The 23,932-nt window shown below is 70.4% G+C and carries 19 protein-coding genes; 9 read left to right on the top strand and 10 right to left on the bottom strand.

Annotated features, from left to right (window positions below; all coding sequences use genetic code 11):
* The first annotated feature begins 28 nt into the window (after positions 1 to 28).
* Positions 29 to 844 carry a hypothetical protein gene (locus VB738_RS01150; RefSeq protein ID WP_323303986.1) on the top strand — a complete coding sequence of 272 codons (816 nt, stop codon included), beginning with the start codon at positions 29 to 31 and terminating at the stop codon, positions 842 to 844.
* A 9-nt stretch (positions 845 to 853) separates the two neighbouring features.
* Here the strand turns inward: VB738_RS01150 and VB738_RS01145 are convergent, their stop codons facing one another.
* Complete coding sequence (locus tag VB738_RS01145) at positions 854 to 1,726, bottom strand: acyl-CoA desaturase (RefSeq protein WP_323304391.1); 873 nt, start codon at positions 1,724 to 1,726, stop codon at positions 854 to 856.
* Positions 1,727 to 1,932: 206 nt separating this feature from the next.
* Here VB738_RS01145 and VB738_RS01140 point away from each other — a divergent pair, with 206 nt between their 5' ends.
* The 4 genes from VB738_RS01140 (at position 1,933) to VB738_RS01125 (ending at position 6,979) form a co-directional block, all read left to right on the top strand.
* On the top strand, positions 1,933 to 3,255 hold the full coding sequence (locus tag VB738_RS01140; protein ID WP_323303985.1) for an aminotransferase class I/II-fold pyridoxal phosphate-dependent enzyme: 1,323 nt from the start codon (positions 1,933 to 1,935) through the stop codon (positions 3,253 to 3,255).
* A gap of 27 nt (positions 3,256 to 3,282) precedes the next feature.
* Complete coding sequence (gcvH, locus tag VB738_RS01135; RefSeq protein ID WP_323303984.1) at positions 3,283 to 3,672, top strand: glycine cleavage system protein GcvH; 390 nt, start codon at positions 3,283 to 3,285, stop codon at positions 3,670 to 3,672.
* A 95-nt stretch (positions 3,673 to 3,767) separates the two neighbouring features.
* The gene (gene gcvP, locus VB738_RS01130) at positions 3,768 to 6,659 is read left to right on the top strand and encodes an aminomethyl-transferring glycine dehydrogenase (protein ID WP_416233146.1); all 2,892 of its coding nucleotides are present in this window, start codon (positions 3,768 to 3,770) and stop codon (positions 6,657 to 6,659) included.
* A 131-nt stretch (positions 6,660 to 6,790) separates the two neighbouring features.
* Positions 6,791 to 6,979 (top strand): hypothetical protein, encoded by a 189-nt coding sequence (locus tag VB738_RS01125; protein ID WP_323303982.1) that lies wholly within the window; start codon positions 6,791 to 6,793, stop codon positions 6,977 to 6,979.
* An 8-nt stretch (positions 6,980 to 6,987) separates the two neighbouring features.
* Here VB738_RS01125 and VB738_RS01120 read toward each other — a convergent pair whose 3' ends face one another.
* The gene (locus VB738_RS01120; protein ID WP_323303981.1) at positions 6,988 to 8,805 is read right to left on the bottom strand and encodes a diflavin flavoprotein; all 1,818 of its coding nucleotides are present in this window, start codon (positions 8,803 to 8,805) and stop codon (positions 6,988 to 6,990) included.
* Positions 8,805 to 10,592 (bottom strand): diflavin flavoprotein, encoded by a 1,788-nt coding sequence (locus VB738_RS01115; RefSeq protein WP_323303980.1) that lies wholly within the window; start codon positions 10,590 to 10,592, stop codon positions 8,805 to 8,807. Before VB738_RS01115 ends, VB738_RS01120 begins: the two co-directional genes overlap by 1 nt.
* 131 nt (positions 10,593 to 10,723) lie before the next feature.
* Here VB738_RS01115 and VB738_RS01110 point away from each other — a divergent pair, with 131 nt between their 5' ends.
* Positions 10,724 to 11,089 carry a PilZ domain-containing protein gene (locus VB738_RS01110; protein WP_323303979.1) on the top strand — a complete coding sequence of 122 codons (366 nt, stop codon included), beginning with the start codon at positions 10,724 to 10,726 and terminating at the stop codon, positions 11,087 to 11,089.
* Positions 11,090 to 11,094: 5 nt separating this feature from the next.
* On the opposite strand, the gene VB738_RS01105 is transcribed toward VB738_RS01110, so the two are convergent.
* From VB738_RS01105 to VB738_RS01085, 5 genes are all read right to left on the bottom strand, one after another.
* On the bottom strand, positions 11,095 to 11,556 hold the full coding sequence (locus tag VB738_RS01105) for an Hsp20/alpha crystallin family protein (RefSeq protein ID WP_323303978.1): 462 nt from the start codon (positions 11,554 to 11,556) through the stop codon (positions 11,095 to 11,097).
* A 137-nt stretch (positions 11,557 to 11,693) separates the two neighbouring features.
* Positions 11,694 to 12,152: an MEKHLA domain-containing protein gene (locus VB738_RS01100; protein ID WP_323304390.1), complete on the bottom strand. Its 459-nt coding sequence runs from the start codon at positions 12,150 to 12,152 to the stop codon at positions 11,694 to 11,696.
* Positions 12,153 to 12,225: 73 nt separating this feature from the next.
* On the bottom strand, positions 12,226 to 13,089 hold the full coding sequence (locus tag VB738_RS01095) for a hypothetical protein (protein ID WP_323303977.1): 864 nt from the start codon (positions 13,087 to 13,089) through the stop codon (positions 12,226 to 12,228).
* Between the two features lie 128 nt (positions 13,090 to 13,217).
* Positions 13,218 to 14,117: a DUF1194 domain-containing protein gene (locus VB738_RS01090; protein WP_323303976.1), complete on the bottom strand. Its 900-nt coding sequence runs from the start codon at positions 14,115 to 14,117 to the stop codon at positions 13,218 to 13,220.
* Positions 14,118 to 14,297: 180 nt separating this feature from the next.
* Positions 14,298 to 15,164: an SWIM zinc finger family protein gene (locus VB738_RS01085; RefSeq protein ID WP_323303975.1), complete on the bottom strand. Its 867-nt coding sequence runs from the start codon at positions 15,162 to 15,164 to the stop codon at positions 14,298 to 14,300.
* 79 nt (positions 15,165 to 15,243) lie between these two features.
* On the opposite strand from VB738_RS01085, the gene VB738_RS01080 reads away from it, so the two are divergent.
* Positions 15,244 to 16,395: an acyl-CoA desaturase gene (locus tag VB738_RS01080; protein ID WP_323303974.1), complete on the top strand. Its 1,152-nt coding sequence runs from the start codon at positions 15,244 to 15,246 to the stop codon at positions 16,393 to 16,395.
* A 22-nt stretch (positions 16,396 to 16,417) separates the two neighbouring features.
* Here the strand turns inward: VB738_RS01080 and VB738_RS01075 are convergent, their stop codons facing one another.
* Positions 16,418 to 19,516: a DEAD/DEAH box helicase gene (locus tag VB738_RS01075; protein ID WP_323303973.1), complete on the bottom strand. Its 3,099-nt coding sequence runs from the start codon at positions 19,514 to 19,516 to the stop codon at positions 16,418 to 16,420.
* On the bottom strand, positions 19,513 to 19,962 hold the full coding sequence (locus VB738_RS01070; protein ID WP_323303972.1) for a hypothetical protein: 450 nt from the start codon (positions 19,960 to 19,962) through the stop codon (positions 19,513 to 19,515). Before VB738_RS01070 ends, VB738_RS01075 begins: the two co-directional genes overlap by 4 nt.
* Positions 19,963 to 20,202: 240 nt before the next feature.
* Between VB738_RS01070 and VB738_RS01065 the strand changes: the two genes are divergently transcribed.
* Complete coding sequence (locus VB738_RS01065) at positions 20,203 to 22,023, top strand: HD domain-containing phosphohydrolase (RefSeq protein WP_323303971.1); 1,821 nt, start codon at positions 20,203 to 20,205, stop codon at positions 22,021 to 22,023.
* On the top strand, positions 22,016 to 23,869 hold the full coding sequence (gene glsA, locus VB738_RS01060; RefSeq protein ID WP_323303970.1) for a glutaminase A: 1,854 nt from the start codon (positions 22,016 to 22,018) through the stop codon (positions 23,867 to 23,869). The genes VB738_RS01065 and glsA overlap by 8 nt, the downstream gene beginning before the upstream one ends.
* The last annotated feature ends 63 nt before the right edge of the window (positions 23,870 to 23,932 follow it).

Here is a 23,932-nt window from a genome sequence, read left to right as displayed (position 1 = left end):
CAATGGTAGCAATACGAATCCTGATCGAGTGGGGTATCGAGACGAACTCGTATCTGGTCGCGTCGCCTTCGCCCACCTGATCCGCGTCTGGCACGAGCGCAACGGCTGGTCTCACCGGGTTCTGCCGATGCTGGCCGAGGCCCTCGATCTGGGCCGGGTGCACAACTCCCAGCTCTCGATGCTGCGCAACGGCAAGCTGGCCTCCCCCGGTCCGGAGGTGTTCCTGGCCCTGGGGGGCGTCAACCTGTGGCTCGATGCCCAGGCCCCCGGGGGCCGGCTGGAGCCGCTGGCGGCGCGCACCCTGCTGGCGGCCCACCCCGAACTCATGGAGGCCCTCTGCAGTTCGGCCCTGCCGGTGCGCGACGAGCAGCAGCGGGTGCTGGGGCCCGGGGCCCTGCTCGAGGTGTTCGTGGGCTTCCGCCAGCCGCCGGCCAGCTTCGACCTCCGTATCGGGGAGGCGGAGGCCGCCGGGCTCAGCGCCGCCCTGGCCCAGCTGCTCACCGCCGGCCGCCCCTGGCGGGACTGCCGCGACCGGCTGATGGCGGCCTATCCGGTGGCCAAGCGTCAGCGCCGGGAGCGCTTCGCCGAGGTGATCGCCGGCCAGCGCGACTACACGGCGGTGGAACTGGACGCCGAGCTGCCCGAGCTGCGCCGCACCCTGGCGGCCCTTGGGGCGGCGGGGGAGGAGGAGCTGGGCCCGGACCGCTTCCTGGAGCTGCTGCGGCAGCGGGCCCGCCGACTTCAGGGGGACGGCGCCGTCCAGGCCCCGGACGATCTGGCGGCCGCCATCCGCCGCGAGATCGGCACGGCGATTCCGGCGACGGCGGAGCCGGTCGAGCTCTGATTCAGGGATTCAGGCGGCCGCGTCGGCGCGGCGGCCGAAGATCGGGGCGATGCGCACCTTCCTGGCCAGGCCCAGGGCCCGCAGGGCGCGGATGTGCTGCCAGGTGATGTCGAACTCGAACCAGCGCAGCCCGTGGCGGGCCGAGTGGGGGTAGGCGTGGTGGTTGTTGTGCCAGCCCTCGCCGAAGGTGAGCAGGGCCACCCACCAGCAGTTGCGGGAGCGATCGGGGCAGTCGAAGTTGCGGTAGCCGAAGGCGTGGGTGGCGGAGTTCACCAGCCAGGTGACGTGATACACGAGCACCAGACGCAGGGGGATGCCCCAGAGCACCAGCCCCAGGCCGCCGCCATGGACGCCCGCCCAGTTGCCGTACCAGTAGAGGGCGGCGCCCAGGGGCAACTGCAGCAGCAGGAACCAGCGGTCCAGCCAGCGGTAGAAGGGATCCTTCTCCATGTCGCCGGTGAAGCGGTGGATCTCGGTGAGGGCCGGGATCTTGTGCAGCATCCACTCGCTGTGGGCCCACCAGAGGCCGCGGGCGGCGTCGTGGTGGTCGTTGGGCTGGTCGGAGAAGAGGTGGTGGTGCCGGTGCAGGCCCACCCATTCGATCGGTCCGCTCTGGCAGGCCAGGGTGCCCATCAGCACCAGCAGCCGCTCCACCCAGCGGGGCGCCTCGAAGCCCCGATGCGCCACCAGCCGGTGCAGCCCGAGGGTCACCCCCAGCACCGTGGCCCAGTAGAGGACCGCCAGCACGATCACCCCCTGGAGGCTCCAGAAGCGCGGCAACAGGGCGAAGACCGCCCCCACGTGGATGGCCAGCATAAAGCCGGTGGTGCCGGTCTTGAACTTGCGCTGGTTCGCCGGCAGGGGCGGCCGGGGCCGCTCCATGGCCGCCAGCAGCTGGGCCTTCTTGCGGGAATGGCTGGCGTCCTGCAGGGGCACGCGCACGGTCCGGGCGCTCTGGCCTGATCGGGAGGCTTCGGATCGTGCGACCAAGCGGTTCTCCGGTGGAAGGGCGGGGGTGGTCTGGGGCTCGGCCTCCCATCCTGACCCACGGCAGCGATGGCAGAGTGACCCCTGCTGGCCCCAGGGCTTTGGAGCAGGTCTGTCCCGGCCCCACCGGCCCCACCGGCCCCACTGACACGGCGGACCCGGCCGACACCATCGCCGCCGCCCTCGAGCGGCTGGCCCCGGTGGCCGCCGCCCGCACCGCCGCCGTCCGGCCCCGGCTGGCGCGGGTGCTGGACGCCTTCGCCGCCGAACGCCTCGGCGTGCATCACTTCGCCTCGGTCAGCGGCTACGGCCACGGCGACCTGGGCCGGGAGGTGCTGGACCGGGTCTTCGCGAGAGTGCTGCAGGCCGAAGCCGCCGCCGTGCGGCTCCAGTTCGTCAGCGGCACCCACGCCATCACCGCCGCCCTGTTCGGCGTGCTGCGCCCCGGGGACCGGCTGCTGGCGATCACCGGCCGCCCCTACGACACCCTCGAGGAGGTGATCGGGCTGCGGGGCTCGGGCCAGGGGTCCCTGGCCGAGTTCGGCATCACCTACGACGAGCTGCCCCTGACGGCCGACGGCCTGGTGGACGAGGCGGGCCTGGAGGATGCGCTGGCGCCTGAGACGCGGATGGTGCTGATCCAGCGCAGTTGCGGCTACAGCTGGCGCCCCTCGCTCTCGGTGGCCACGATCGGGCGCCTCTGCGAGCGGGTCAGGGCGCTGCGGCCGGAGTGCGTCTGCTTCGTCGACAACTGCTACGGGGAACTGGTGCAGGACCTGGAACCCACCGCCGTGGGGGCCGACCTGATCGCCGGCTCCCTGATCAAGAACCTCGGCGGCACCATCGCCCCAACAGGCGGCTACGTGGCCGGCCGGCGGGAGCTGGTGGAGATGGCCTGCTGCCGGCTCACCGCCCCGGGCATCGGCAGCGAGGGCGGCACCGGCTTCGACCAGTACCGCCTGCTGTTCCAGGGGCTGTTCCTGGCCCCCCAGATGGTGGCGGAGGCCCTGATCGGCGCCGATCTGGTGGCCGAGGTGTTCGCCGGCCTGGGCTACCCGGTGAACCCCTCCGCCGGGGCCGAGCGCAGCGACGTGATCCAGGCGGTGCGGCTCGGCGACCCCGACCGGCTGATCGCCGTCTGCCGGGCGTTCCAGCGCTGCTCCCCGGTGGGGGCCTACCTGGATCCGGTCCCGGCCCCGATGCCCGGCTACGCCAGCGATCTGGTGATGGCGGGCGGGACCTTCATCGACGGCAGCACCAGCGAGTTCTCCGCCGACGCGCCGCTGCGGGAGCCCTGGGTGCTCTATGCCCAGGGCGGCACCCACCACGGTCACGTGGCCCTGGCCCTCGAGCGTGCTCTGGCCGCCCTGGCGTCTCTTGGTGACATCGGGGCGGCTCCGGTCTGCGCCGCTCGGTCAGACTGAGGGCCGCTTCTCCGCATCGCACCGGCCTTGGCGCACACCTTCCCCGACGACTGCCGCTACTCCGAGAGCCACGAATACGTGCGTCCGGAGGGTGACCTGGTGCGGCTCGGCATCAGTTCCTTCGCCGTCGATCAGCTGGGGGACATCGTCTTCGTCGAGTTGCCGGCGGTGGGGGCCGCCCTGGCGCGGGGCACGAGCTTCGGCAGCGTCGAATCGGTGAAGGCGGTGGAGGATCTGATGGCCCCCGTGAGCGGCACGGTGGAGGCTCGCAACGAGGCGGTCCTGGCCAGCCCCGAGGAGCTCCAGAACGATCCCTACGGCGAGGGTTGGCTGCTGCTGGTGCGACTCGGGGCCCCGGGCGAGCTCGACGACCTGATGGATGCCGCCACCTACGGAGCCAAGGTGCAGGCGGGCTGATTGTCCTTAGGATCCCGCCACCTCCATCCCGAACGCCTGTGTCCGCCTCCTTCCTGGTCCGGCATCTGGGTCCGGATCCCGAGGATCAGCAGCGGATGCTGGCGGAACTCGGCCTCGGTTCCCTTGATCAGCTGGCGGCCGAGGTCGTTCCCGCCGACATCCTGCTGACGCCGGACGAGGCCGAGATCGGCCTGCCGCTCCCCTGCCCGGAGGCCCAGGCTCTGAAGGAACTCGGGGCTCTGGCCTCCCGCAACCAGGTGCTGCGCAGTCTCATCGGCCTCGGCTACCACGGCACGGCGACGCCGGCCCTGATCCAACGCCATGTGCTGGAAAACCCCTGCTGGTACACCGCTTACACCCCCTACCAGGCGGAGATCGCCCAGGGGCGGCTGGAGGCCCTGCTCAATTTCCAGACCCTGGTCAGCGAGCTGACGGGGCTGCCGATCGCCAACGCCTCCCTGCTGGATGAGGCCACCGCCGCCGCCGAGGCGATGGCGATGGCGGCGGCGGTCACGACCCGCCACAGCGCCCGCCGCTTCCTGGTCGACCGGGCCGTCCTGCCCCAGACCCTCGCCGTGCTCCACACCCGGGCCGAGCCCCTGGGGATCGTCATCGAGACCTTCGACGCCGAAGCCGCCACCAACAGCCCGGAGGGGGCCCTGGGCGAGGACGTCTTCGGCCTGCTGCTGCAGCTGCCCGGCGTCGAGGGGCGGCTCTGGGATCCCTCGCCACTGCTGGCGGCGGCCCGCTCCGGCGCCGTGATCTCCACGGTGGCCGTGGATCCCCTGGCCCAGGCGCTCCTGGCTCCGGTGGGTTCGCTGGGTGCCGACATCGCCGTCGGCAGCCTGCAGCGCTACGGCGTGCCGATGGGGTTCGGGGGGCCCCACGCCGCCTTCTTCGCCACCCGGGAGGACTTCAAGCGCCAGATCCCCGGCCGCCTGGTGGGGCAGTCGAAGGATGCGGAGGGGAACCCGGCGCTGCGGCTGGCCCTCCAGACCCGGGAGCAGCACATCCGGCGGGACAAGGCCACCAGCAACATCTGCACCGCCCAGGTGCTGCTCGCCGTGATGGCGAGCTTCTATGCCGTCCACCACGGTCCCGATGGCCTCGAGGCCATCGCCCGTCGCCTGCCTGTCCTGCGCCACGGCCTGGTGCTCGCGCTGGACGCCCTTGGCCTGCCGGCCGATCCGGGGCCCGCCTTCGACACCGTGGTGGTGCGCACCGCCGCGGCCCCCGCCCTGCGCCAGCGGGCCGTGGCCGCTGGCTTCAACCTCCGCTGCGGGGTCCGGGGCGACGACGGCGAAGCCGCCCTGGCCATCAGCCTCGATGAACTCTCCACGCCGGAGGAGCTGGCCGCCCTGCTCACCGCCCTGGCGCCGGATGCCGCCGCCGCCGCAGCGGCCCAGGCGGCCCTGCGGGCTGGCCTGTCCACCCTGGAGGCCCGCCCCCTGGCGGAACTGCTTGACGGCGTGCCCCTGCGCCAGCGCCCCTGGCTGCGCCAGGAGGTGTTCCACCGCTATCGCAGCGAGACGGAACTGCTGCGCTACATCCAGCGCCTGGTGAGCAAGGACCTGTCCCTCGTGCACGGGATGATCCCCCTGGGCAGCTGCACCATGAAGCTCAATGCCGCGGCCGAACTGGCACCGGTGAGCTGGCCGGCCTTCGCCCAGATCCATCCCTTCGCCCCCGCCGACCAGACCGCCGGCTACGCCGCCCTGGTGGCCGACCTGGAGGCCTGGCTGGGGGCGATCACCGGCTTTGCGGGGGTGTCCCTGCAGCCGAATGCCGGTTCCCAGGGCGAGTACGCCGGCCTGATGGTGATCCGGGCCTGGCACCGCAGCCGGGGCGAGGGCCACCGCCAGGTGTGCCTGATCCCCACCAGCGCCCACGGCACCAATCCGGCCAGCGCCGTGATGGCGGGCATGCGGGTGGTGGCGGTGGCCTGCGACGCCCAGGGCAACATCGACATCGCCGATCTGGAGGCCAAGGCCGCCACCCACGCCGCCGACCTGGCGGCCCTGATGGTCACCTACCCCTCCACCCATGGGGTGTTCGAGACCGGCATCCGCCGCATCTGCCAGGTGGTGCATGACCACGGCGGCCAGGTGTACCTGGACGGCGCCAACCTCAACGCCCAGGTGGGCCTCTGCAAACCCGGTCTCTACGGCGCCGACGTCTGCCACCTCAACCTCCACAAGACCTTCTGCATCCCCCATGGCGGTGGCGGCCCCGGGGTGGGGCCGATCGGCGTGGCGGCCCACCTGGTGCCGTTCCTGCCCTCCCACCCCCTGGCCGCCGCGAGCGCCGGGGGGGCGGCAGGTCAGGCCATCGGCCCGGTGTCGGCGGCGCCCCTGGGCAGTGCCGGCATCCTGCCGATCAGCTGGATGTACATCCGCATGATGGGGGGCTCGGGCCTGCGCACCGCCAGCCAGGTGGCCCTGCTGGCGGCCAACCTGATCGCCGAGCGCCTTGAGCCCCACTTCCCGGTGCTCTACCGGGGTCGGGGCGGGCGGGTGGCCCACGAGTGCATCCTCGACCTGCGGCCCCTCAAGCGCAGCTGCGGCCTGGAGGTGGATGATCTGGCCAAGCGGCTGATGGACTACGGCTTCCATGCCCCCACCGTCAGTTGGCCCGTGGCCGGCACGGTGATGGTGGAGCCCACCGAGAGCGAGTCGCTGCCGGAGATCGACCGCTTCTGCGCGGCCATGGAAGGGATCCGCCGCGAGGCCTGGGCCATCGAGACCGGCGCCGCCGACCCCCTCGACAACCCGCTCAAACAGGCGCCCCACACCCTGGCGGCCGTCACCGCCGACCACTGGGATCGCGCCTACAGCCGCAGCGAGGCGGCCTTCCCCGCCGGGGAGAGCCAGCGGCAGGCCAAGTTCTGGCCCGCCGTCGCCCGCATCGACAACGCCTTCGGGGATCGGAACCTCGTCTGCACCTGCCCGAGCGTCGAGGAAGTGGCAATCCCCGAACTGGCCGCCTGAGTGTTCCGGCGGTACCTTTTCTCCCCGGGATGGCGCATCATTGCTGTGCCATCCCCACACGGCGATGGCAACCGCCTTTCATTGTCATGGGGTTCATGAACGGCAACGACAGTTCAGGCGGTGAGCCGGGCATGGGAATCCTTTCCCCGGATCTGCCCGAGGCCAGCCAGCGGGAGGAGGGCACCAACGTGGTGCGGGTGCCCTTCGGGGTGCGCCGGGCCCGGCGCCGCCGTCCCGAACGACCCGACCACTGGGCCACCCTCGTGCTTCCCTTCCAGGCCGGCGGTGGCGGCTCGCCCACGCCGCCGCACGCGGCCTAGGCCTGCACTCAGTAGGCGGCGCCGCTGCGGCGCTGGTGCACGGCCGTCGTGGCGGCCGGATCCAGCAGGTCGCCGCTGAGGGCCTCGGCATACAGCAGCCAGTGGTCGCCGCATTCCATCCGCTGGCTCACCCGGGCCTCCAGCCAGGCCAGGGCCTCCGGCAGCAGGGGCTGGCCGCTGGGACTGGTGTCCAGGTCCAGTCCCGCCAGGCGATCGGCCCCGGGGGTGAAGGGCTGCAGGAACCGCTTCATCGGGCCGCTTTCGCGGCCGGACGCCAGCACGTTGAGGGAGAAGGCGTCGCCCACGTGCAGCAGGCTCTCGATCGCCCGGTCCTTGGCCACGGCCACGGTGAAGCCGGGTGGGCTGAAGCTGGCCTGGCTCACCCAACTGGCCACCATCGCCCCACCGATGGCCTCGGGGCCGTCTCCCTTGCGGGCCAGTACCACGCACAGGGACCCCACCACCCGGCCGAGGGCCTGGATCGCCGGGTTGGTGCGGCTTTCGGTGAGACCACCGCCGGTGCTGCGCCGCTGGGCCTGGCGATGCTGTTGACGCAGGCGGCGGCCCAGGGCGGTGCCGGTTTCCTCCAGGGTCCGCAGGGTGGCCAGATCCGGGCTGAACTTCACCCGGATCGGATCGAAGGCGAACTGGAAGCCGCCGTCGCGGAGCTTGGCTTCAAGCAGATCGATGGCTTCGCCGCTCCAGCCGAAGCTGCCGAACACCCCCACCGGCTTGGCCCGGTCGCCCTCGGCCAGCACGGTGCCGAGGGCCGAGACGATTGGCGTGGGGGCATGGCCCCCGAGGGTGGGTGAGCCGATCAGCAGGGCGTCGCAGGAGTGGATCGCCTCCAGCAGCTGCTCGGAAGGCGCGAATTCGCAGTTGATGCTCTCGACACGCACGCCACTGCGCGCCACCCCCTGGGAGAGGGCGTCGGCGATGGCGGCGGTGTTGCCGTAGGCGCTCGCGTACAGCAGGGCCACCGACAGGCTGGCCCGCTCCTGGCTCTCCCCCCAGCGGCGGTAGTCGGCCAGCAGGCTGCGCCAGCTCTGGGCGATGGCGGGGCCGTGGCCCGGCGCGATCGTGCGGATCGGCAGTTCGTCGAGACGGTCGACCACCGTCTCCACCTGGCGGGCCATCGGCGCCATCAGGCAGTCGTAGTAGTACCGGCGGTCCTCCTCGGTGCTGGTGCGGTTCGCCTCGGCGAAGTCCTCGGTGCAGAGGTGGGCAGCGAAGAACTTGCCGCTCATCAGCAGCCCCGTGGTGGCCTCGAAGGCGATCAGGCCGCCGGGCCAGCGGGGGGTGGGGGTGGGCAGCAGGGTGAGGACATGGCCGTCGGCGAGGGTGCGGCTCGTCTCCTGCTTGACCACCTCGATCGTCGGCAGGGGCACGGCGTCGGTGGGGGCGGCACCCTCCCCCCCCGGCCCGGGCCGCTGCTGCTCCCAGAGTTCGGCGAGCACCTGGGCGCCTGGATTGGAGGCGACCAGCACCGTGGCCGGCCAGCCCGTCGCGAGCTGCTTCAGCAGGGCGACCCGGTTGGGGTTGACGTGGCTCACGACCACCTTGAGGGGCGCGTCGGCCGGCACCAGCAGGGCCAGCTGTTCCAGGAAGGGGGCGGCGAAGGAGGCTCCCGGCGGGTGCACCAGCACCGGGGCGCCACCGGAGGCGCCCTGCTGGAAGAGGAAGCTGTTGGCGGTGGTGCCCCGCTCGAGGCCGTATTCGACTTCGAAACGCAGGCGCCTGGGGCTGAGGCCGCGCAGGCAGAGCAGGCCGGGTTCGACCGGCAGGGTGATGACGCGCCGATCGGACGCGGATGGGGTGGTGGTCATCAGTAGTGGTTGCCCACCTTGCGGTGATGCACGGCCGTGGCGGCGGTGGTGTCGGCCACGTTGCCCTCCTCCACCACCGCATAGATGATCCAGTGGTCAGGGCCTTCCATGCGCTGGGTCACCCGGCAGCCCAGGTAGGCCAGGGCATCCCCCAGGACGGGACCGCCGGCGGCCACGCCCTCGAGCACATTCACGCCGGCGAAGCGGTCGGCCCCCGGTGGGAAGCGGCGCAGGAAGTGGCGCAGCAGGGGCTGGTGGTTGTCCTCCCGCAGGACGTTGAGCACGAAGCGGTCGTCCACCTGCATCAGGGCCTCGATGGCCCGGTCCTTGGCGACCGCCACCGTGAGTCCCGGCGGATCGAAACTCGCCTGGCTCACCCAGCTGGCCACCATGGCGCCGCTGCGGCTGCCGGCCTCGTCGTCCTGCCGGGCCGTGACGATGTAGAGGCCGCCGCTGAGGCGTCCCAGGGCCTTGTCCAGGTCACCGTCGAGGGCCTTCATAGCGGCGATGGTCTTCTCCTTGGTGAGCAGCTGGCCCAGGTCGGTGCCGGCCTCCTCGCAGCGCTGGTAGTCGGCGCCGCCGGGAACCTGGCGGATGCGCAGGGGCTCGAACGCCCATTTCTGACCCAGGTTGCGCAGCTGGCCGACCAGGGTGTCGATCGGTTCGTCGTTGCCGCCGAAGGCGTCGTAGCAGCCCACCCACTGCTTGGGATGGAGGGCGGCCAGCAGGGTGCCGATGGCCGTCTGCAGGTCGGCGTCGGGGGAGGCGGGCCAGGTGGGAACCACCACGGCGCTGGCCTCACCGATCAGGGCGGCAAGCTCCTGGGGATCAGTGGCGCGCAGGTCGACGAGCTGCACCTGGCCGGAGGCCTTGCCGACGCCGCGGGCGATGGCCTGGCTGAGCCGGTCGCAGAAGCCGTACTGGCTGAGGTAACAGATGGCCGCATAAGCCTCGCCGGCACTGCGCTGGCCGCTCCAGTCGCGGTAGTCGCCCACCCAGAGCGGCAGGTGCTCCCGCAGCAGGGGTCCGTGGCCCACGGCGATCGTGTTGATCTCCGGCAGCCCGTCCATGCGCTTGAGCGCCTGCAGCACGCTGCGGGCGTTGGGCGCCATCAGACAGTCGTAGTAGAAGCGGAAGTCCGGCGCGATGGCGCCGGGGTCGACATCGAACAGGTCGTCGGAGCAGTAGTGGAGGCCGAAGGCATCACAGGTGTAGAGGATGCCGGTGCCGTGGTCGAAGGAGAAGATCGTGTCGGGCCAGTGCAGGTTGGGGGCACTGAGGAAGCTGAAGCGATGGCCCACGCCGCTGTCGGGATGGACGCCCAGGTCGAGTTCGTCGCCGCTCTTGACCGCCCGGCTGCGGAAGGGCCGGTGCACCTGGTCCTGGAGGAACTGGATCGCCACCTTGGAGCCGACGATCTCGATGTCCGGGTGGCGGTCGATCAGATCACCGATCAGGCCGGAGTGGTCCGGTTCGGTGTGGGAGACGATCAGGTGATCAATCGCCGTGGGTTCGATCAGACCCTCCAGAAGGGGGATCCAGGTGTCGCGGAACTTGGCGTGGCTGGTGTCGACCAGGGCCGTGCGCTCGCCGCGCACCAGGAAGGCGTTGTAGGTGGTGCCGTTGCGCAGGCCGAACTCAATGTCGAAGCGACTGCGGTCCCAGTCGAGGGAACGGATCGCCGTGGTGTCGGCGGCGATCGGCTCGCACTGCAGGCTGAGCCGGGAGGCCGCGGCCTCCGCCGGGGACGGCAGCGTGGTCGGGGCGCTGGCGGTGCTGCTGCTCATGGGGTCAGACTCCTTCCGCAGACGTGAGACTGTAGGCAGGGCAGCAGGCTTTTCGGTCTGTTAGACCAAGCGCGGGTATCCCGCAGAACCCTGGAAAAATGGTCAGGAACATTCCGCGGTCGAGGGGATAGGTGGCCACCGGAGACCTGGAACGGTTTCGGGAGGCCTTTCGACGGCTGGAGAAGCGCCTTGAGGAGGCCTCGCGTTCCCATCGTTACAAACCTCCGACCGGCCTGGCCACGGCCCGGCTCCATCTCGAATCGATGCAACCCACCGAAGGGGTGTTCGCTGAGGTGCTGGACCTGAGCGCCGATGGACTGAAGATCGCCATCGAGGCTGGCCACAAGCACGCCGTCGGCCAGCCCTGCAACGTGGTGGTGGGTTATGGGGAGGGAGAGACCTACGACCTGAGGGGCACGATCCGGTGGATCGAAGCCACCAGCTACATCTCGGTGATCGGCCTCTCCCTTGATTCCGCCCAGCGCCTTGAGGCCTGAGGGCCTCAGTCGGCCACCTTCACGCTGACCGTCGTCAGGGACTGGGCCTTGGGCGCCGTCACCGTCAGCAGTCCATCGCGGTAATGGGCTTCAAGGGCGTCCCGCTGGATGCCCCCGGGGAAGCGGAAGCTGCGGCTCCAGGTGCCGTAGCGGAACTCGCTCAGCAGCGGGGCGCGGCGCCGGCCTTCTGCGGCCGTGGTCTCGCCATTGCCGCCCTCAGGGGTGGTGGCGGTGGCGGCCGCGGTGGGGGTGGCCGACGGCTGGCAGCGGCGCTCGGCACTGATGATCAGGGACCGGTCCGTGGCCTTGACGTCGATGGAGGCGCGGTCGACGCCGGGGAGCTCGAGGGCAATGGTGTAACTGTCCTCGGTTTCGTGGATCTCGGCGGCGGGAACACGCTCGGCCGTCTGCAGCTGTTGCTCCAGCCGGTCGAACAGATCGAAGGGGGAGGGATGAAGCGTGCGCATGGTTGGTGCTTCCGATGGGAGCGTGGGGTGTGGTCGGGTGAGGAACCACCCGCCTGATCAATGTGCCCGCCATGCCTGTGGACTTCGAGGGGGAGAACCGACGGCCCAGGTTCGGTCCCCCCGCCAGGGTTCGGCCCCTACGCCAGCGGGGGCGGAGAACCGGAACGGGGTGGCTCCAGCCACCACCAGCGGCCGAAGGCGGCCGTCTGGCCGCAGGGCACGCCGCCGGAATCCCGCAGGGTCCACAGCCGGGCGTTCTCGATCCGGAAGCGGCGTCCGCCGCTGTCGATGCGGATGCCGCCGTAGCCCTCGAGGGCCTCGACCTGGCGGGCCCGCTCCAGGGCGAGGGCCCGGCTCTGCCGTTCGGCCGGCTCCGCCGTGAGCCGTGAGGGCAGGCCTACCATGGCGCCCCAGGAGCGGCGCCACAGCACCAGGGCGGCCCGATTGGCGTAGATCAGCCGTGGATCGGCGCCACCGTCGTGGGCGAGCACGACGGTGGTGGCCACGAACAGTTCCTGCGCCGCCTGCAGCGGTGAACGGTCTCCCGAAATGCCGGCGAGGAGGGGGCGGCCGAAGGCCAGCCGGTGGCCCTCGATCAGGTGCCCGGCGGTGGCGATGGCCTCCTGGCTCAGCCAGGGGGGTGGTTCCGGCGGAGGGATGGCTCGGGCCTCAGCGGCGGGACTCGTGATCGTCGGGCATCATCATCCGCATGGCCGCGTCCAGTTCCGGCGGCGCCTGATGCCGCCGGCTTGCGAAGGAGGAGAGCAACCGGCCGGAGAGCACGTTCTGGAGCAGGGTGGGCTGGGCGGCGAAGCGCTTGCCGATCGCGGCGAAACTGCAGAAGAGCAGCACGGCGGCGAGCACGTTTCTGGCCAGCTGGACGAACCAGTCGTTGAGCCGCTTCATGCCCAGGGCATCGGCGCTGTTCTGGTAGCGCTTGATGAAGGGATTGAGGTCGTTGCTGAGCCGGGTCTTGACGGCGTCCAGGGGCAGGTCGATGGAGGGGGGAAGGTTCGGGGCCTGGCCGGGCAGCAGCCGCATGGCCCGGAGGATGTCGTCATAGGAGCGGGCGGCCTCGATGGCCCGGGTGGTGGCGATGTAGGCGTTCAGCTCCCGGTTGTCGTTGGCCCTGAACTGGCGCAGCAGGCTGATGCCGCTGTAGATCTGCACGGGAACCAGCAGCAGGAAGCCGAAGGCGACCCAGAAGCTGAGGCGCCGCAGCAGCACCACCCGCCCCTCGATTGTCGTCGCGTGGGGATCGATGAGCCTGGCGAGCAGCATCAGCACCGCGCCCACCATGGCGATGGCCCCCGATGCGAGCAGCTTGTCGCCCACGGCCTGGAGCCAGAGGGGATCAATCAGCTTCACGGGCCAGGCGGCGGCGGCCAGCCCCACCAGGAACAGGACGAACAGGAGGATGGCCCCCCATTGGAGGGCCATGGCGACCTCTTCGGGGTAGTTCTCGGAGCTGGGCCGGTCGTGGGCTTCCGGACCGCGATCGGCCGGGGGCTGGGGGTCGCTCTGGGGGGTCATGGGCGGCGGCTCGGACATCAGGCTTGGCTGGAGTCAGGTTGTTCGATGGGCGTCAGGATGGCCAGGACCAGCCATGAAAAAGCCCGGCGCAAGGCCGGGCTGGAGGGAGATCGGCCGGCGACGGCGAATCAGCCCTGATGCAGGTTGGCGGTGTTGTGGATGCGGCGGCGCAGCTTGCGGGAGAACCCGAAGGCGGCGGCGGCGCCCAGTACGGGCACGGGGCCGGGCACCGAATCCTCGGGACTGGGTCCCACTTCGCGGACCAGCTTGGTGGTGATGGCGGCTTGGAAGTCGTCGAAGTCGCTAGCGGTCTCGACGAAGCCAGCTTTGGTGCCTCCGTTGGGGCCAGTCGCCACATTGGCCGTCAGGAAGCCGCTGGCGCTCTCACCGACCCCCAGACCATTGATGATGATGTTCTTGGCCTCGGCACTGGCCCGTTGATCCTTGGCGCACTGAGCGTAGTTGCCCTGGGTGGGGCAGGTATCCAGGTCGCGGTTCCCCACCCCATCGGTGGAGATGTCGATCACCCGACCGTTAGCACGGGTGGTGGTGAAGGCGTTGGTATCGATCGCCGTGATGGCGGCGAACATGCCGCAATCAATGCAGGTCGCTGTGCCAATGCCGCCCTGACGGCCCATGCCCTCAAGGGCGGTGATGAAGCTGTTCAGGGAGGTGCCGCCATTGACACCGTCCGTGGTGAGGTCCGTGATGTGCTTCCAGTCGATCGCGAGGGTCGGGGCAGCAGTTGTGGCCCACTGGCCAACGGCAATGGCAAGGCCGCCACGTCCAAAGGCGAAGGTTTCGGCGATGCTCGCCTGGACGGCGGCGTCCTTGAACGCGTTGACGTAGCCGTTTCTGTAGAGCGTGAATTCGTTGTTGTCGATGCTGCCGGAGGCGTCCAGCGACAGGAACAGTTCCTGGAAGACGTCGGTGACGGCGTGGGCCGGCTGGGAGGTGCCGAAGAGGCCGATGGCGATCGCCGCAGCGGCCGCTCCTCCTCGGAGCAGGGGCTTGAGAGTGGTTCTCATGGTGGAAGGGTTGGGGGGACAGTGTGGTGTTCCGGGGGAAGGAACCTGCCTGAACACAGGCAGTGCACAGGGCCTCCGAGGAGGTGAGCGACCAACGCCCGAAAACTTAGCAGGAGGTGATAAGGCATTCACCCCATCCCCATGAACTTAACAATGCCTTAAACCGGCCCCCTCGGTCCCTCAGGCATCGGTGTCGTTGCCGGTGGCCATCGCCCGCACCATCGCCTGCTGGGCCATGGCCGTCCCGTGGGCCTTGAGTCGTTCAAGGAAGAGCCGGTTGGCCTCCGGGAAGCGGGGCTCCTCCGCCAGGGGCAGGGGTCCGGCGCCATCGAGGCCCGATTCCCCCTCCATCGCCGGGGTGATCACCACCAGATCGGGGTCGAGGGGAGCGTCGTAGCGCCACCAGCGGGCCGGGTCGACGATGGCGGGATGGGTCGGATGGGGGGCGTGCTCCAGCGGGGCGGCCACCCCCTCGCGGCGGCGCTTGGCCAGGTCGCCCAGCAGCTGGCTGCGGGTGCGGCCCCGCAGCTGGAAGAGAACGAAGGGGTCCTCGCTGAAGCGGTCCCCCATCAGGTAGTAGACGGCGCTGATGTGTTTGCAGGGGTTGGCCTTGTCGGGACAGCTGCACTCGCTGCGCACCTCCTGCAACTTGAAGGGGAACAGCCGCTTGCCGCTGGCGGCGAAGGCCCTCTCGATGTCGGCGGGCATGATCCCCGCCAGCAGCTGGGCCGACCAGCGGGCCTTCTGGCTCAGGGCTTCCAGCACGTAGCCCCAGTCCTCGTCGTTGAGCACGTCGAGCCAGAGCTTCACCTTGTAGGGATCCGGGTCGGTGCCCTGCACCCGCGCGTGAACCCGCCGGCCCTCGAAGCGGATCGAGACGACGTTCCCCTCGCGGGCATAGGTCCAGGCACGCTCCAGGCGCTTCTTGAACCGGTAGGAATGGATCAGCTCCATCCACTGTTCCACCCACCAGGGCTGCTGCCCCAGGCCCTGCTGGCCCAGCTGGGTGGTGATGGCGCCGGAGGCGCCGGGGAAGGAGCTGGTCATGCCGCCGGCCTCACGCCGCCCATCCTGACGCCCGCCGGGCCCACTGGCCTAGGTTGTCCCGACGCAGGGCGTGGAGTCCTTGAATCGCATCACGTTCGGCGCCGGCGAAGGTTTTCACAGTCTTCTGAGGGCAAGGGTTCAGGACTACTTCGAGGCCACCGGGCAGGAACGGCGTGATGTGCCGGCCATGGTGACCAAATCGGCCGTGATCCTGACCTGGTTCGCCCTCACCTACTGGCTGCTGGTCTTCCGGGTCGACAATGCCCCGGGGGCCATCGCCCTCTCGGCCGTTCTTGGCCTGGCGATCGCTGCCATCGGCTTCAACATCCAGCACGACGGCGGCCACGGTGCTTACTCCCGCCACCGCTGGATCAACCGGGCCGCCGCCATGACCCTCGATCTGCTCGGCGGCAGTTCCCTGATCTGGGCCCACAAACACAACGGGCTGCATCACACCTTCACCAACATCGCCGGCCACGATGACGACATCAACCTCGGGCTGATCGGTCGGCTCTCCCCCCACCAGCCCCACCGCTGGTGGCACCGCTGGCAGCACCTGTACCTCTGGCCGCTGTACGGGATGCTGCCCATCAAGTGGCAGTTCTTCGACGACTTCGCCGATCTGGCCGGCCGCGGCCGCGGTGACCGCTCCCTGCCGCGCCTGGGCCCCGCCGACTGGGTGGTGTTCCTGGCCGGCAAGGCGATCTTCTTCTCCCTGGCGTTCGTCGTGCCCCTGCAATTCCATCCCGCTGGCGCGGTGATCGCCTGCTACGTGGTGACGGCGATGGTGCAGGGCATCGTCCTGAGCGTGGTGTTCCAGCTCGCCCACTGCGTGGAGGAGGCCGACTTCCCCATGGCCGACCCCGCCAGCCGGGCCATGGGGCCCTGGGCCGACCATCAGCTGGCCACCACCGTGGACTTCAGCCGCTCCAACGGCCTGCTGAGCTGGTTGCTGGGGGGCCTGAACTACCAGGTGGAACATCACCTGTTCCCCCAGATCTGCCACATCCACTACCCCCAGATCTCCGCCATCGTCGAGCAGACCTGCCGCGACTGCCAGGTTCCCTTCCGCACCCACCCGTCCTTCCTGGCTGGCGTGGCTTCCCACTACCGCTGGCTGCGCCGCATGGGCCAGCCTCCCTCGGTCGCCGCCCTGCCCCTGCTGCTGCCGGTGATGGGGAAGACGACGGAGCTCCCCCAGCCCGGCGACGTGACCCTCGCCCGCCGCTGAGGCCCCACGCCGCGCCGATCGCTCAGCTCTCCTCGAGGGCCACCAGGTCCCGCAGCTGGCCCACCTCCAGGCCACCGAGCCATTCCTCACCGCTGCCGACGATGTCGGCGGCGAGCCTGGATTTCTCCTCGATCATCCGGTCGATCTTCTCCTCCACCGAGCCGCTGGTGATGAACTTGTGCACCAGCACGCGGTTGGTCTGGCCGATCCGGTAGGCCCGGTCGGTGGCCTGGTTCTCCACGGCGGGGTTCCACCAGCGGTCGATGTGGAACACATGGCTGGCCCTGGTCAGGTTGAGACCCACCCCCCCGGCCTTGAGCGAGAGCAGGAACAGCTGGGGGCCGCGGGGATCCTCCTGGAAGCGGTCCACCATCGCCTGGCGGTCGGTCTTGCTGCTGCCGCCGTGCAGGAAGGGCACGTCCTGGCGCCAGCGCTGCTCCAGGTAGACCTTGAGCAGGTGGCCCCATTCGGCGAACTGGGTGAACAGCAGGGCCCGGTCGCCCGCCTCGATCACCTCCTCGAGGATCTCCTCCAGCCGCAGCAGCTTGCCGCTGCGGCCGGCGAAGCCGTTGTCCACCGCGCTCTCCTTGAGGGCCAGGGCCGGGTGGTTGCAGATCTGCTTGAGCCGGGTGAGCAGGGCCAGCACCTGGCCGTGACGCTGGCCGAGGGGAGCGCGGGCGATGGCCTCGAGGCTCTCGTCCACGGTTTTGCGGTAGAGCTTCGTCTGCTCCGCCGACAGGCCCACCCATTCGCGCAGCTCCACCTTCTCCGGCAGGTCGGAGATGATCGAGCGGTCGGTCTTGAGGCGCCGCAGGATGAAGGGTCCCACCCGGGCCTTGAGATCCCGCAGGGAACTCATGTCGCCGTAGCGTTCGATCGGTAGCCGGTAGCGCTGGCGGAAGAAGCCCTCCTCCCCCAGCACCCGCGGATTGAGGAAGTCCATCAGGGCCCAGAGTTCGCTCACCCGGTTCTCGACCGGGGTGCCGGTGAGGGCGATGCGGAAGCGGCCCTGCTTGCCGGGACGGCCCAGGTCGCGGGCCGCCTGGCTCTGCTTGGCCGCCGGGTTCTTGATCGCCTGGGCTTCGTCGATCACCACGCCCTGCCAGTCGATGCTCTCCAGCAGTTCGCTGTCGCGCTGCAGCAGCCCATAGCTGGTGAGGACCAGATCCACCCCTTCCAGGGCCTTGGCCAGCTTGTCGGGGGTGGAGGGCCGGCGGGGACCGTAGTGCTCGCGCACCTCCAGATCCGGCGTGAACCCCGCCGCCTCTCGCTTCCAGTTGGTGAGCACCGAGGTGGGGGCCACCAGCAGGACGGGGCGCTTCAGTTCCTGCTCCACCTTGAGGTGCTGCAGGAAAGCCAGCAGCTGGACGGTCTTGCCCAGGCCCATGTCGTCGGCCAGACAGGCCCCCTGGTCGAAGCGGTGCAGGAAGGCCAGCCAGCCCAGGCCCCGCTCCTGGTAGGGCCGCAGCTGGCCGGCGAAGCCTTCCGGAGCCGGCAGGGGATCGGGGGCCTTCTGCTGGTGGTATTGCTCCAGGACGGCGCTCAGCCGGGGCCCGGGAATGAAGCGATGCACCGGCAGCCGCATCAGGGTGTCGCCGTCACTGGCCGTCAGCCGCAGGGCATCGTCGAGGCTGAGGTTGGGATCGGCGGCGCAGAAGCGCTCGGCGTTCCTCAGATCGCTGGGCCGCAGCTCGATCCAGGCCCCCTTGTGCTGCACCAGCGGACTGCGCTTGGAGGAGAGGCGCTCCAGGTCCTTCAGGGTCAGCGTGACCCCGCCGATCATCAGCTCCCACGACCACTGCAGGCTTTCCCCCAGGGAGAAGCCACGGGAGCGCTCCGGCAGCTCCGCCTCGATCGCGAGCCCCAGCCGGCTGGCCAGGCCCCCGCTGAGGCTGGCGGGCAGCACCACACCCACCCCCACGTCGCGCAGCTGGGCGGCGGCGGTGCGCACCAGCACGAAGGCCTCGGCCGGGGTGAGCTGCATGGTTTCCGGGGCCGCCGCATCAAGGCCCCGCCCGATCGGTTCGAAGACCTGCAGGGCCCGGCCCAGGCCCTCCAGCAGCAGCTGGCCCGGTTCGGCCACGTCCACTTCACCCAGCTGGAGCCTGCCGTCGCCTGCATTCCAGACCGTTCGTGCCGGCATCCGCAGGCTGGGATCGGCCTCCGCCTGCAGGGAGAAGCGCAGCTCCCAGAGCTCCTCGCCCTCCTCGGGGGTGAACAGTTCCAGACAGGCCCGGGCCGGGGCGACCCGTCCTGCCACCGCTTCGCGCCAGTGGTGGGTGGCCACCGCCAGCCGCTCCCGCTCCTCCTCGTCCAGTTCGAGCCGGCCGGGGCCGGGGCCGAGGGCCTTCTGCCAGGCCCCCAGCAGGGGATCGAGCCCCTCGGCGGGGGGGCGGAAGCCGGCGCGCAGCTGGCCGTCGAGCAGTGCCTCCAGCAGGCTGGCCACCCGCAGCCGGCCGCTGCCGGGTCGACGGCAGGCCAGCCCCCCCTCCCCCGGCGCCCCGGGGGCCATGGCGCAGGTGGCCACCTGGGGCAACCGGATGGCCAGTTCCTCGAGCCGTCGCCTGTCCCCCTCCCGGTTGAGCAGGGGCAGCCAGCGGGCCCGGTCCTCCTCCACCTGGGGCAGCCAGCGACCGCGGGCGATCAGGCTCAGGGCCCAGCGCTCCAGATGGCTCCACCAGCGCAGATCGTCAGCCAGTCCTGGATCGTCGCCGGAGAGGGGCAGGCCGGCGAGCCATTCGCCCGCCCCCGCAGGATCGAGGGCCAGGCCCTCCACCCGCCAGGGCCACCACTGCACCTCCTTGGGGATCGGTTCGCCCGCCTGCAGCGGCAGACCGCTCCAGGCCGCCAGGCCCTCGCTGGCCGCCTTGCGGCGGCCCCGGGCCCCCTGGCTGCGGCTCGGCAGGGTCAGCTGGGCCTCCGCCGGCCGGAAGGCCTCCGACCAGAGGCCATGGTCATCCAGCCAGGCGCCCAGATCGTCGACGCTGAGGGAGAGGGGATGGTCGGCAACGGTGCGCAGCGGCGCCACCGGAGTTGCGACCCTCCAGGTGTCGGCCCAGAGCAGCAGCCGGCCCCCGGCCCCTTCCGGCGGAAACAGCCAGGTGGCATGCAGCAGGCTCATGGCCGCAGGGCCGGCAGGAGGCGCTGGGCGGCCTGCAGCACCAGGGCGCTGCCGATCAGGGGCAGCCAGAGCGGCAGCCAGCCGCGCAGCAGCTCGAGAATCCCGCTGACCGCCTCTCTGGCCAGGGGCTGGTGCAGAAGGGAATGGATCGCCGGGACCGGCAGGGCCAGGGAGGTGGTCGCCACGGGCCCTCCGAGGCTGCGGATGCCGCAGACCGCCCCCACCAGACCGGCGGCCAGGTGATCGTCATCCGGATCGACCCGCTGGAGGTGGAAGGCCAGCAGGCCGTAGAAAAAGCCGCAGCCCCCGGACCGCAGCCCACTCTCCAGGCCGGCCGGCAGTCCGATCAGGGCAGCGGCGAGTCCGCCCAGCAGCGCCCACGACAGGGACTGCAGCCGCAGACGGGCACGGGAATCGTCGGACGCCTGGGTCAACGGCAAGGCCATGGCGATGGCCCGATCATGCCTGGCCACCGGCAGGCTTACATTATTCAGTGACAGAGGCCAGTGCAGCGTGTCAGCGCGCAGAGCGGCTTTCCAACGCACAGCCTCGCCCGTCAGAACGACGATCCGCCCCAATTGCTTCGTCATGGTCGGAGGCCGCTGTTGCGGTGACGGCCTTCCGGTGTTTCCCTTCCCCCAGTCCCGTTTCACGGCCTCCGGGCAGGAAACGGACCCCCACCACGGTTGGCCACCCCCTTGAGCGCCGCCCATCCGCCACCGCACGCCTCCGATGCCCACCAGGCACGGCGCGCGCTGCCGGAGATGCTCCAGATCGCCACCGCCATCAGCGGAGCGGTCAACCTGCCGGCCCTGCTGCGGCAGATCCTTTCCAGCTCCAGGGATCTCACCCTCAGCGACGCCGGCAGCATCTACCTGGTGGAGGAGGAGAAGGGGGAGAAGCGGCTCTGGTTCACCGCCTTCCAGAACAGCTCCCTGGCCGCGGGCGACGCCGGCATCGACGCCAGCCTGCTGGATGTGCGCTTCCCGATCACCCCCGAGCGGCTGGTGGGCTGGACGGCCCTCCACGGCGAGCCGCTCAACCTGCCCGATGTCTACGCGATTCCCGCGGACCGTCCCTACCGCTTCGACGCCGAACTGGACCGCCGCATGGGCTATCGGGCCGTCTCGATGCTGGTGGTGCCGCTGCGGACCATGGCCGGGGATGTGGTGGGGGTGATGCAGCTGATCAACAGGAAGCGGGAGCCCTCCTCGCTGCTCACTCCTGAAACGGCCCCCTCGCTGGTGCGCCCTTACGACGCCGGGGATCAGCAGCTGATCGAGGCCCTGGCGGCCCTGGCGGCCGTGTGCGTCGAGCGCACCCAGGCCCTGGAGGGGCAGCAGCGGCAGATCGATTCGATGATCGCCCTGCTGGCAGGAGCGATCGATGCCCGCAGTTCCCACACCGGCCGCCACTGTTCCCGGGTGCCGGAGCTGGCGCTGCTGCTGGCGGAAGCGGCCGAGGCCACCCAGGAGGGGCCGCTGGCCCCCTTCCGTTTCAAGGGAGACGCGGAGCGCCGGGAGTTCCGCACCGCGGCCTGGCTGCACGACTGCGGCAAGATCGTGACCCCCGAGGCGGTGGTGGAGAAGGCCACCAAGCTCGACGCCCCCGTCAACCGGCTCCACGAGATCCGCACCCGCTTCGAGGTGCTGCTCCGGGATGGACGCATCGCCATGCTCGAGGGTCTGCTGGCCGGCGGTGATCCGGACGCCCTCCAGCAGGACTACGCCCGGCTGGAGCAGGAGCTGCAGAACGATTTCGCCTGCGTGGCCCGCTGCAACCTCGGCAGTGAAGGCACCGATCCGGAGGATCTCGCCCAGCTCCGGCGGCTGGCGGAGCGCACCTGGTGGCGCCATTTCGACGACCGGATCGGCCTGGGCTGGGAGGAGCAGACCCGGTACGGCGGGCCGCCGCCGCCCCTGCCCGTCCGCGAATCCCTGCTCAGCGACGCCCCCCACCACCGCATCCCCCGGCCGCCCGAGCAGGTGCCGGAGGCCCGCTGGGGGTTCAACCTGGCGGTGCCGGAGCTGTTGTACAACCGCGGCGAGCTCTACAACCTCACGGTGGCCAGGGGCACCCTCACCCCCGAGGAGATCTACAAGATCCGCGAGCACATGATCCACACGATCGTGATGCTGGAGAGCATGGCCTTCCCCCCCTCCCTGGCCCGCGTCGCGGAGATCGCGGGGGGGCACCACGAAACCCTCGACGGCCGCGGCTACCCTCGGGGGCTGGGGGCGGAGCAGTTGTCGATCCCGGCCCGGATTCTGGCCATCGCCGACATCTTCGAGGCCCTCACCGCCGCCGATCGGCCCTACAAACGAGGCATGCCCCTGTCCCAGTCCCTGGCGATCCTGGCCGCTCTGCGGGATCGGGGCCGCATCGATGCGGACCTGTTCGACCTCTTCCTGCGATCCGGGGTGTACCGCACCTACGCGCAGCGCTTCATGGCTGCCGACCAGATCGATGCGGTCGATCTGGACGCCCTGCTGGGGCCCAATGCCTGACCAACCCCACGCCAACGTCATCCAGGAGCTGCTCGGCGAGCTGCACGCCTCCTTCTCCGGGGTCCGGGAGGGGCGGGTGGCCGACTACATCCCCGAGCTGGCCAAGGCCTGTCCCGACGACTTCGGCATCGTCATCGCCACCTCGGGCGGGCGGATCTACGAGATCGGCGACACCAGGAAGGAGTTCACGATCCAGTCGATCTCCAAGCCCTTCATCTATGCCCTGGCCCTGAAGACGCTCTCCTTCGACTTCATGGCCAGCAAGATCGACGTGGAGCCGTCCGGGGAAGCCTTCAACGCCATCAGCCTGGATCCGGATTCGGGCAAGCCCCGCAACCCGATGATCAACGCCGGGGCGATCGCGGCCTCCGCCCAGATCTGCGACGCCGACCCCAGTGGCGCCGTCGATCTGCTGCTGGACTACTTCGCCGAGCTGGCCGGCCGGCGCCTGTCCATCCATGAGGCCGTCTATCGCTCGGAAAAGGAGACGGGCCACCGCAACCGCGCCATCGGCCACCTGCTGCGCAACTTCAACATCATCGAGTCGGATCCGGAGCCGGCCCTCGATCTCTACTTCCGCCAGTGCGCCATCGGCGTCACCTGCCGTGACCTGGCTGTCATGGCCGCGACCCTGGCCTGCCAGGGCCGCAATCCCTTCACCGGCGGCCAGCCCCTCTCCCACGACATCACCGTGCGGGTGCTGGCGCTGATGGGCACGTGCGGCATGTACGACTTCGCCGGCCAGTGGCTCCATGACGTCGGCATCCCCGCCAAGAGCGGGGTCGCCGGCGGGGTCCTGGCGGTGATCCCGGGACGGCTCGGCATCGCCACCTATTCACCGCCCCTCGACAACTTCGGCAACAGCGTGCGGGGGGTGGCGGTCTGCCGCCAGCTCTCGGCGGGGGTGGGACTGAGCCTGTTCAACCAGTATTTCCAGGCCGATGCCACCATCCGGCGGTCGTATCACGGCTCCCAGCGGAAATCGCGCCGCTGGCGCAGCGAGCGGGAGCTGGAGATCCTGGCGCCCCATCGTGATGAGGTGCGCATCATCCATGTGCAGGGGGTGCTCGATTTCGGCGGCATCGAGCAGCTGGCCGCCGAGCTGGTGCGGCTCAGCGGCGACGTGCGCGTGCTCATCCTCGATCTGGCCCACGTGACCGAGTGCCCGATGGAGTCCTCGGGGCTGCTGGATCGCCAGCTCTGTGCCCTGGAGGATCAGGGGGTGGAGATTCTGCTGTCGCGGGCCGGCCGGCTGCCCCTGGTGACCAGATCCGACTGGACCATCAGCGATCGGATCGATGCCTACGCGCACCTGGATTCGGCCCTCGAGGCGGCCGAGAACCTGTTGCTGAGCTGGTACGCCCCGGTGGTCGATGCGGAGAACGGCGCCGCAGATGGCCTGACGGAGCAGGGTGTCCTGGCCGCCCTGAGCGAGGAGCATCGGCGGATCCTGGTGGATCGCATGGTCAGGCGGTCCTTCGCCGCCGGGGATGTCGTGATCCGCCGGGGGGATCCCGGCGACGAGCTGTTCCTGGTGCGTTCCGGCTCCTTCGACATCGCCCTCGACATCAGGACCGGCGACGGGCTCAGCCATTCCACCCGCCTGGCCACCTTCGGTCCGGGGCTCTGCTTCGGCGAGATCGGCTTCGTGGCCCAGACGCCCCGCACCGCCGACATCACCGCCACCCAGCCCGGCGCGTGCTGGGTGCTGCACCGCGACGCCTTCGAGGAGCTCAGCGCCAGCCATCCCGACGTGGTGATCGCCCTGTTGAAGGCGCTCACCTGCGACATCGGCGCCAAGCTCAGCCAGACGAGCGTCCAGCTCACGCTGATGGAGCACTACTGAGCTCCCGCCGGGCCCCCGCGCTGGGCGATCATGCCTGTCCCAGGACCTCTCCCTGCGTTGTCG

Source organism: Cyanobium gracile UHCC 0139, from assembly GCF_034931325.1.
Taxonomy (GTDB): Bacteria; Cyanobacteriota; Cyanobacteriia; order PCC-6307; family Cyanobiaceae; genus Cyanobium; species Cyanobium gracile_B.
This window is presented reverse-complemented; position numbering and strand designations above follow the sequence as displayed.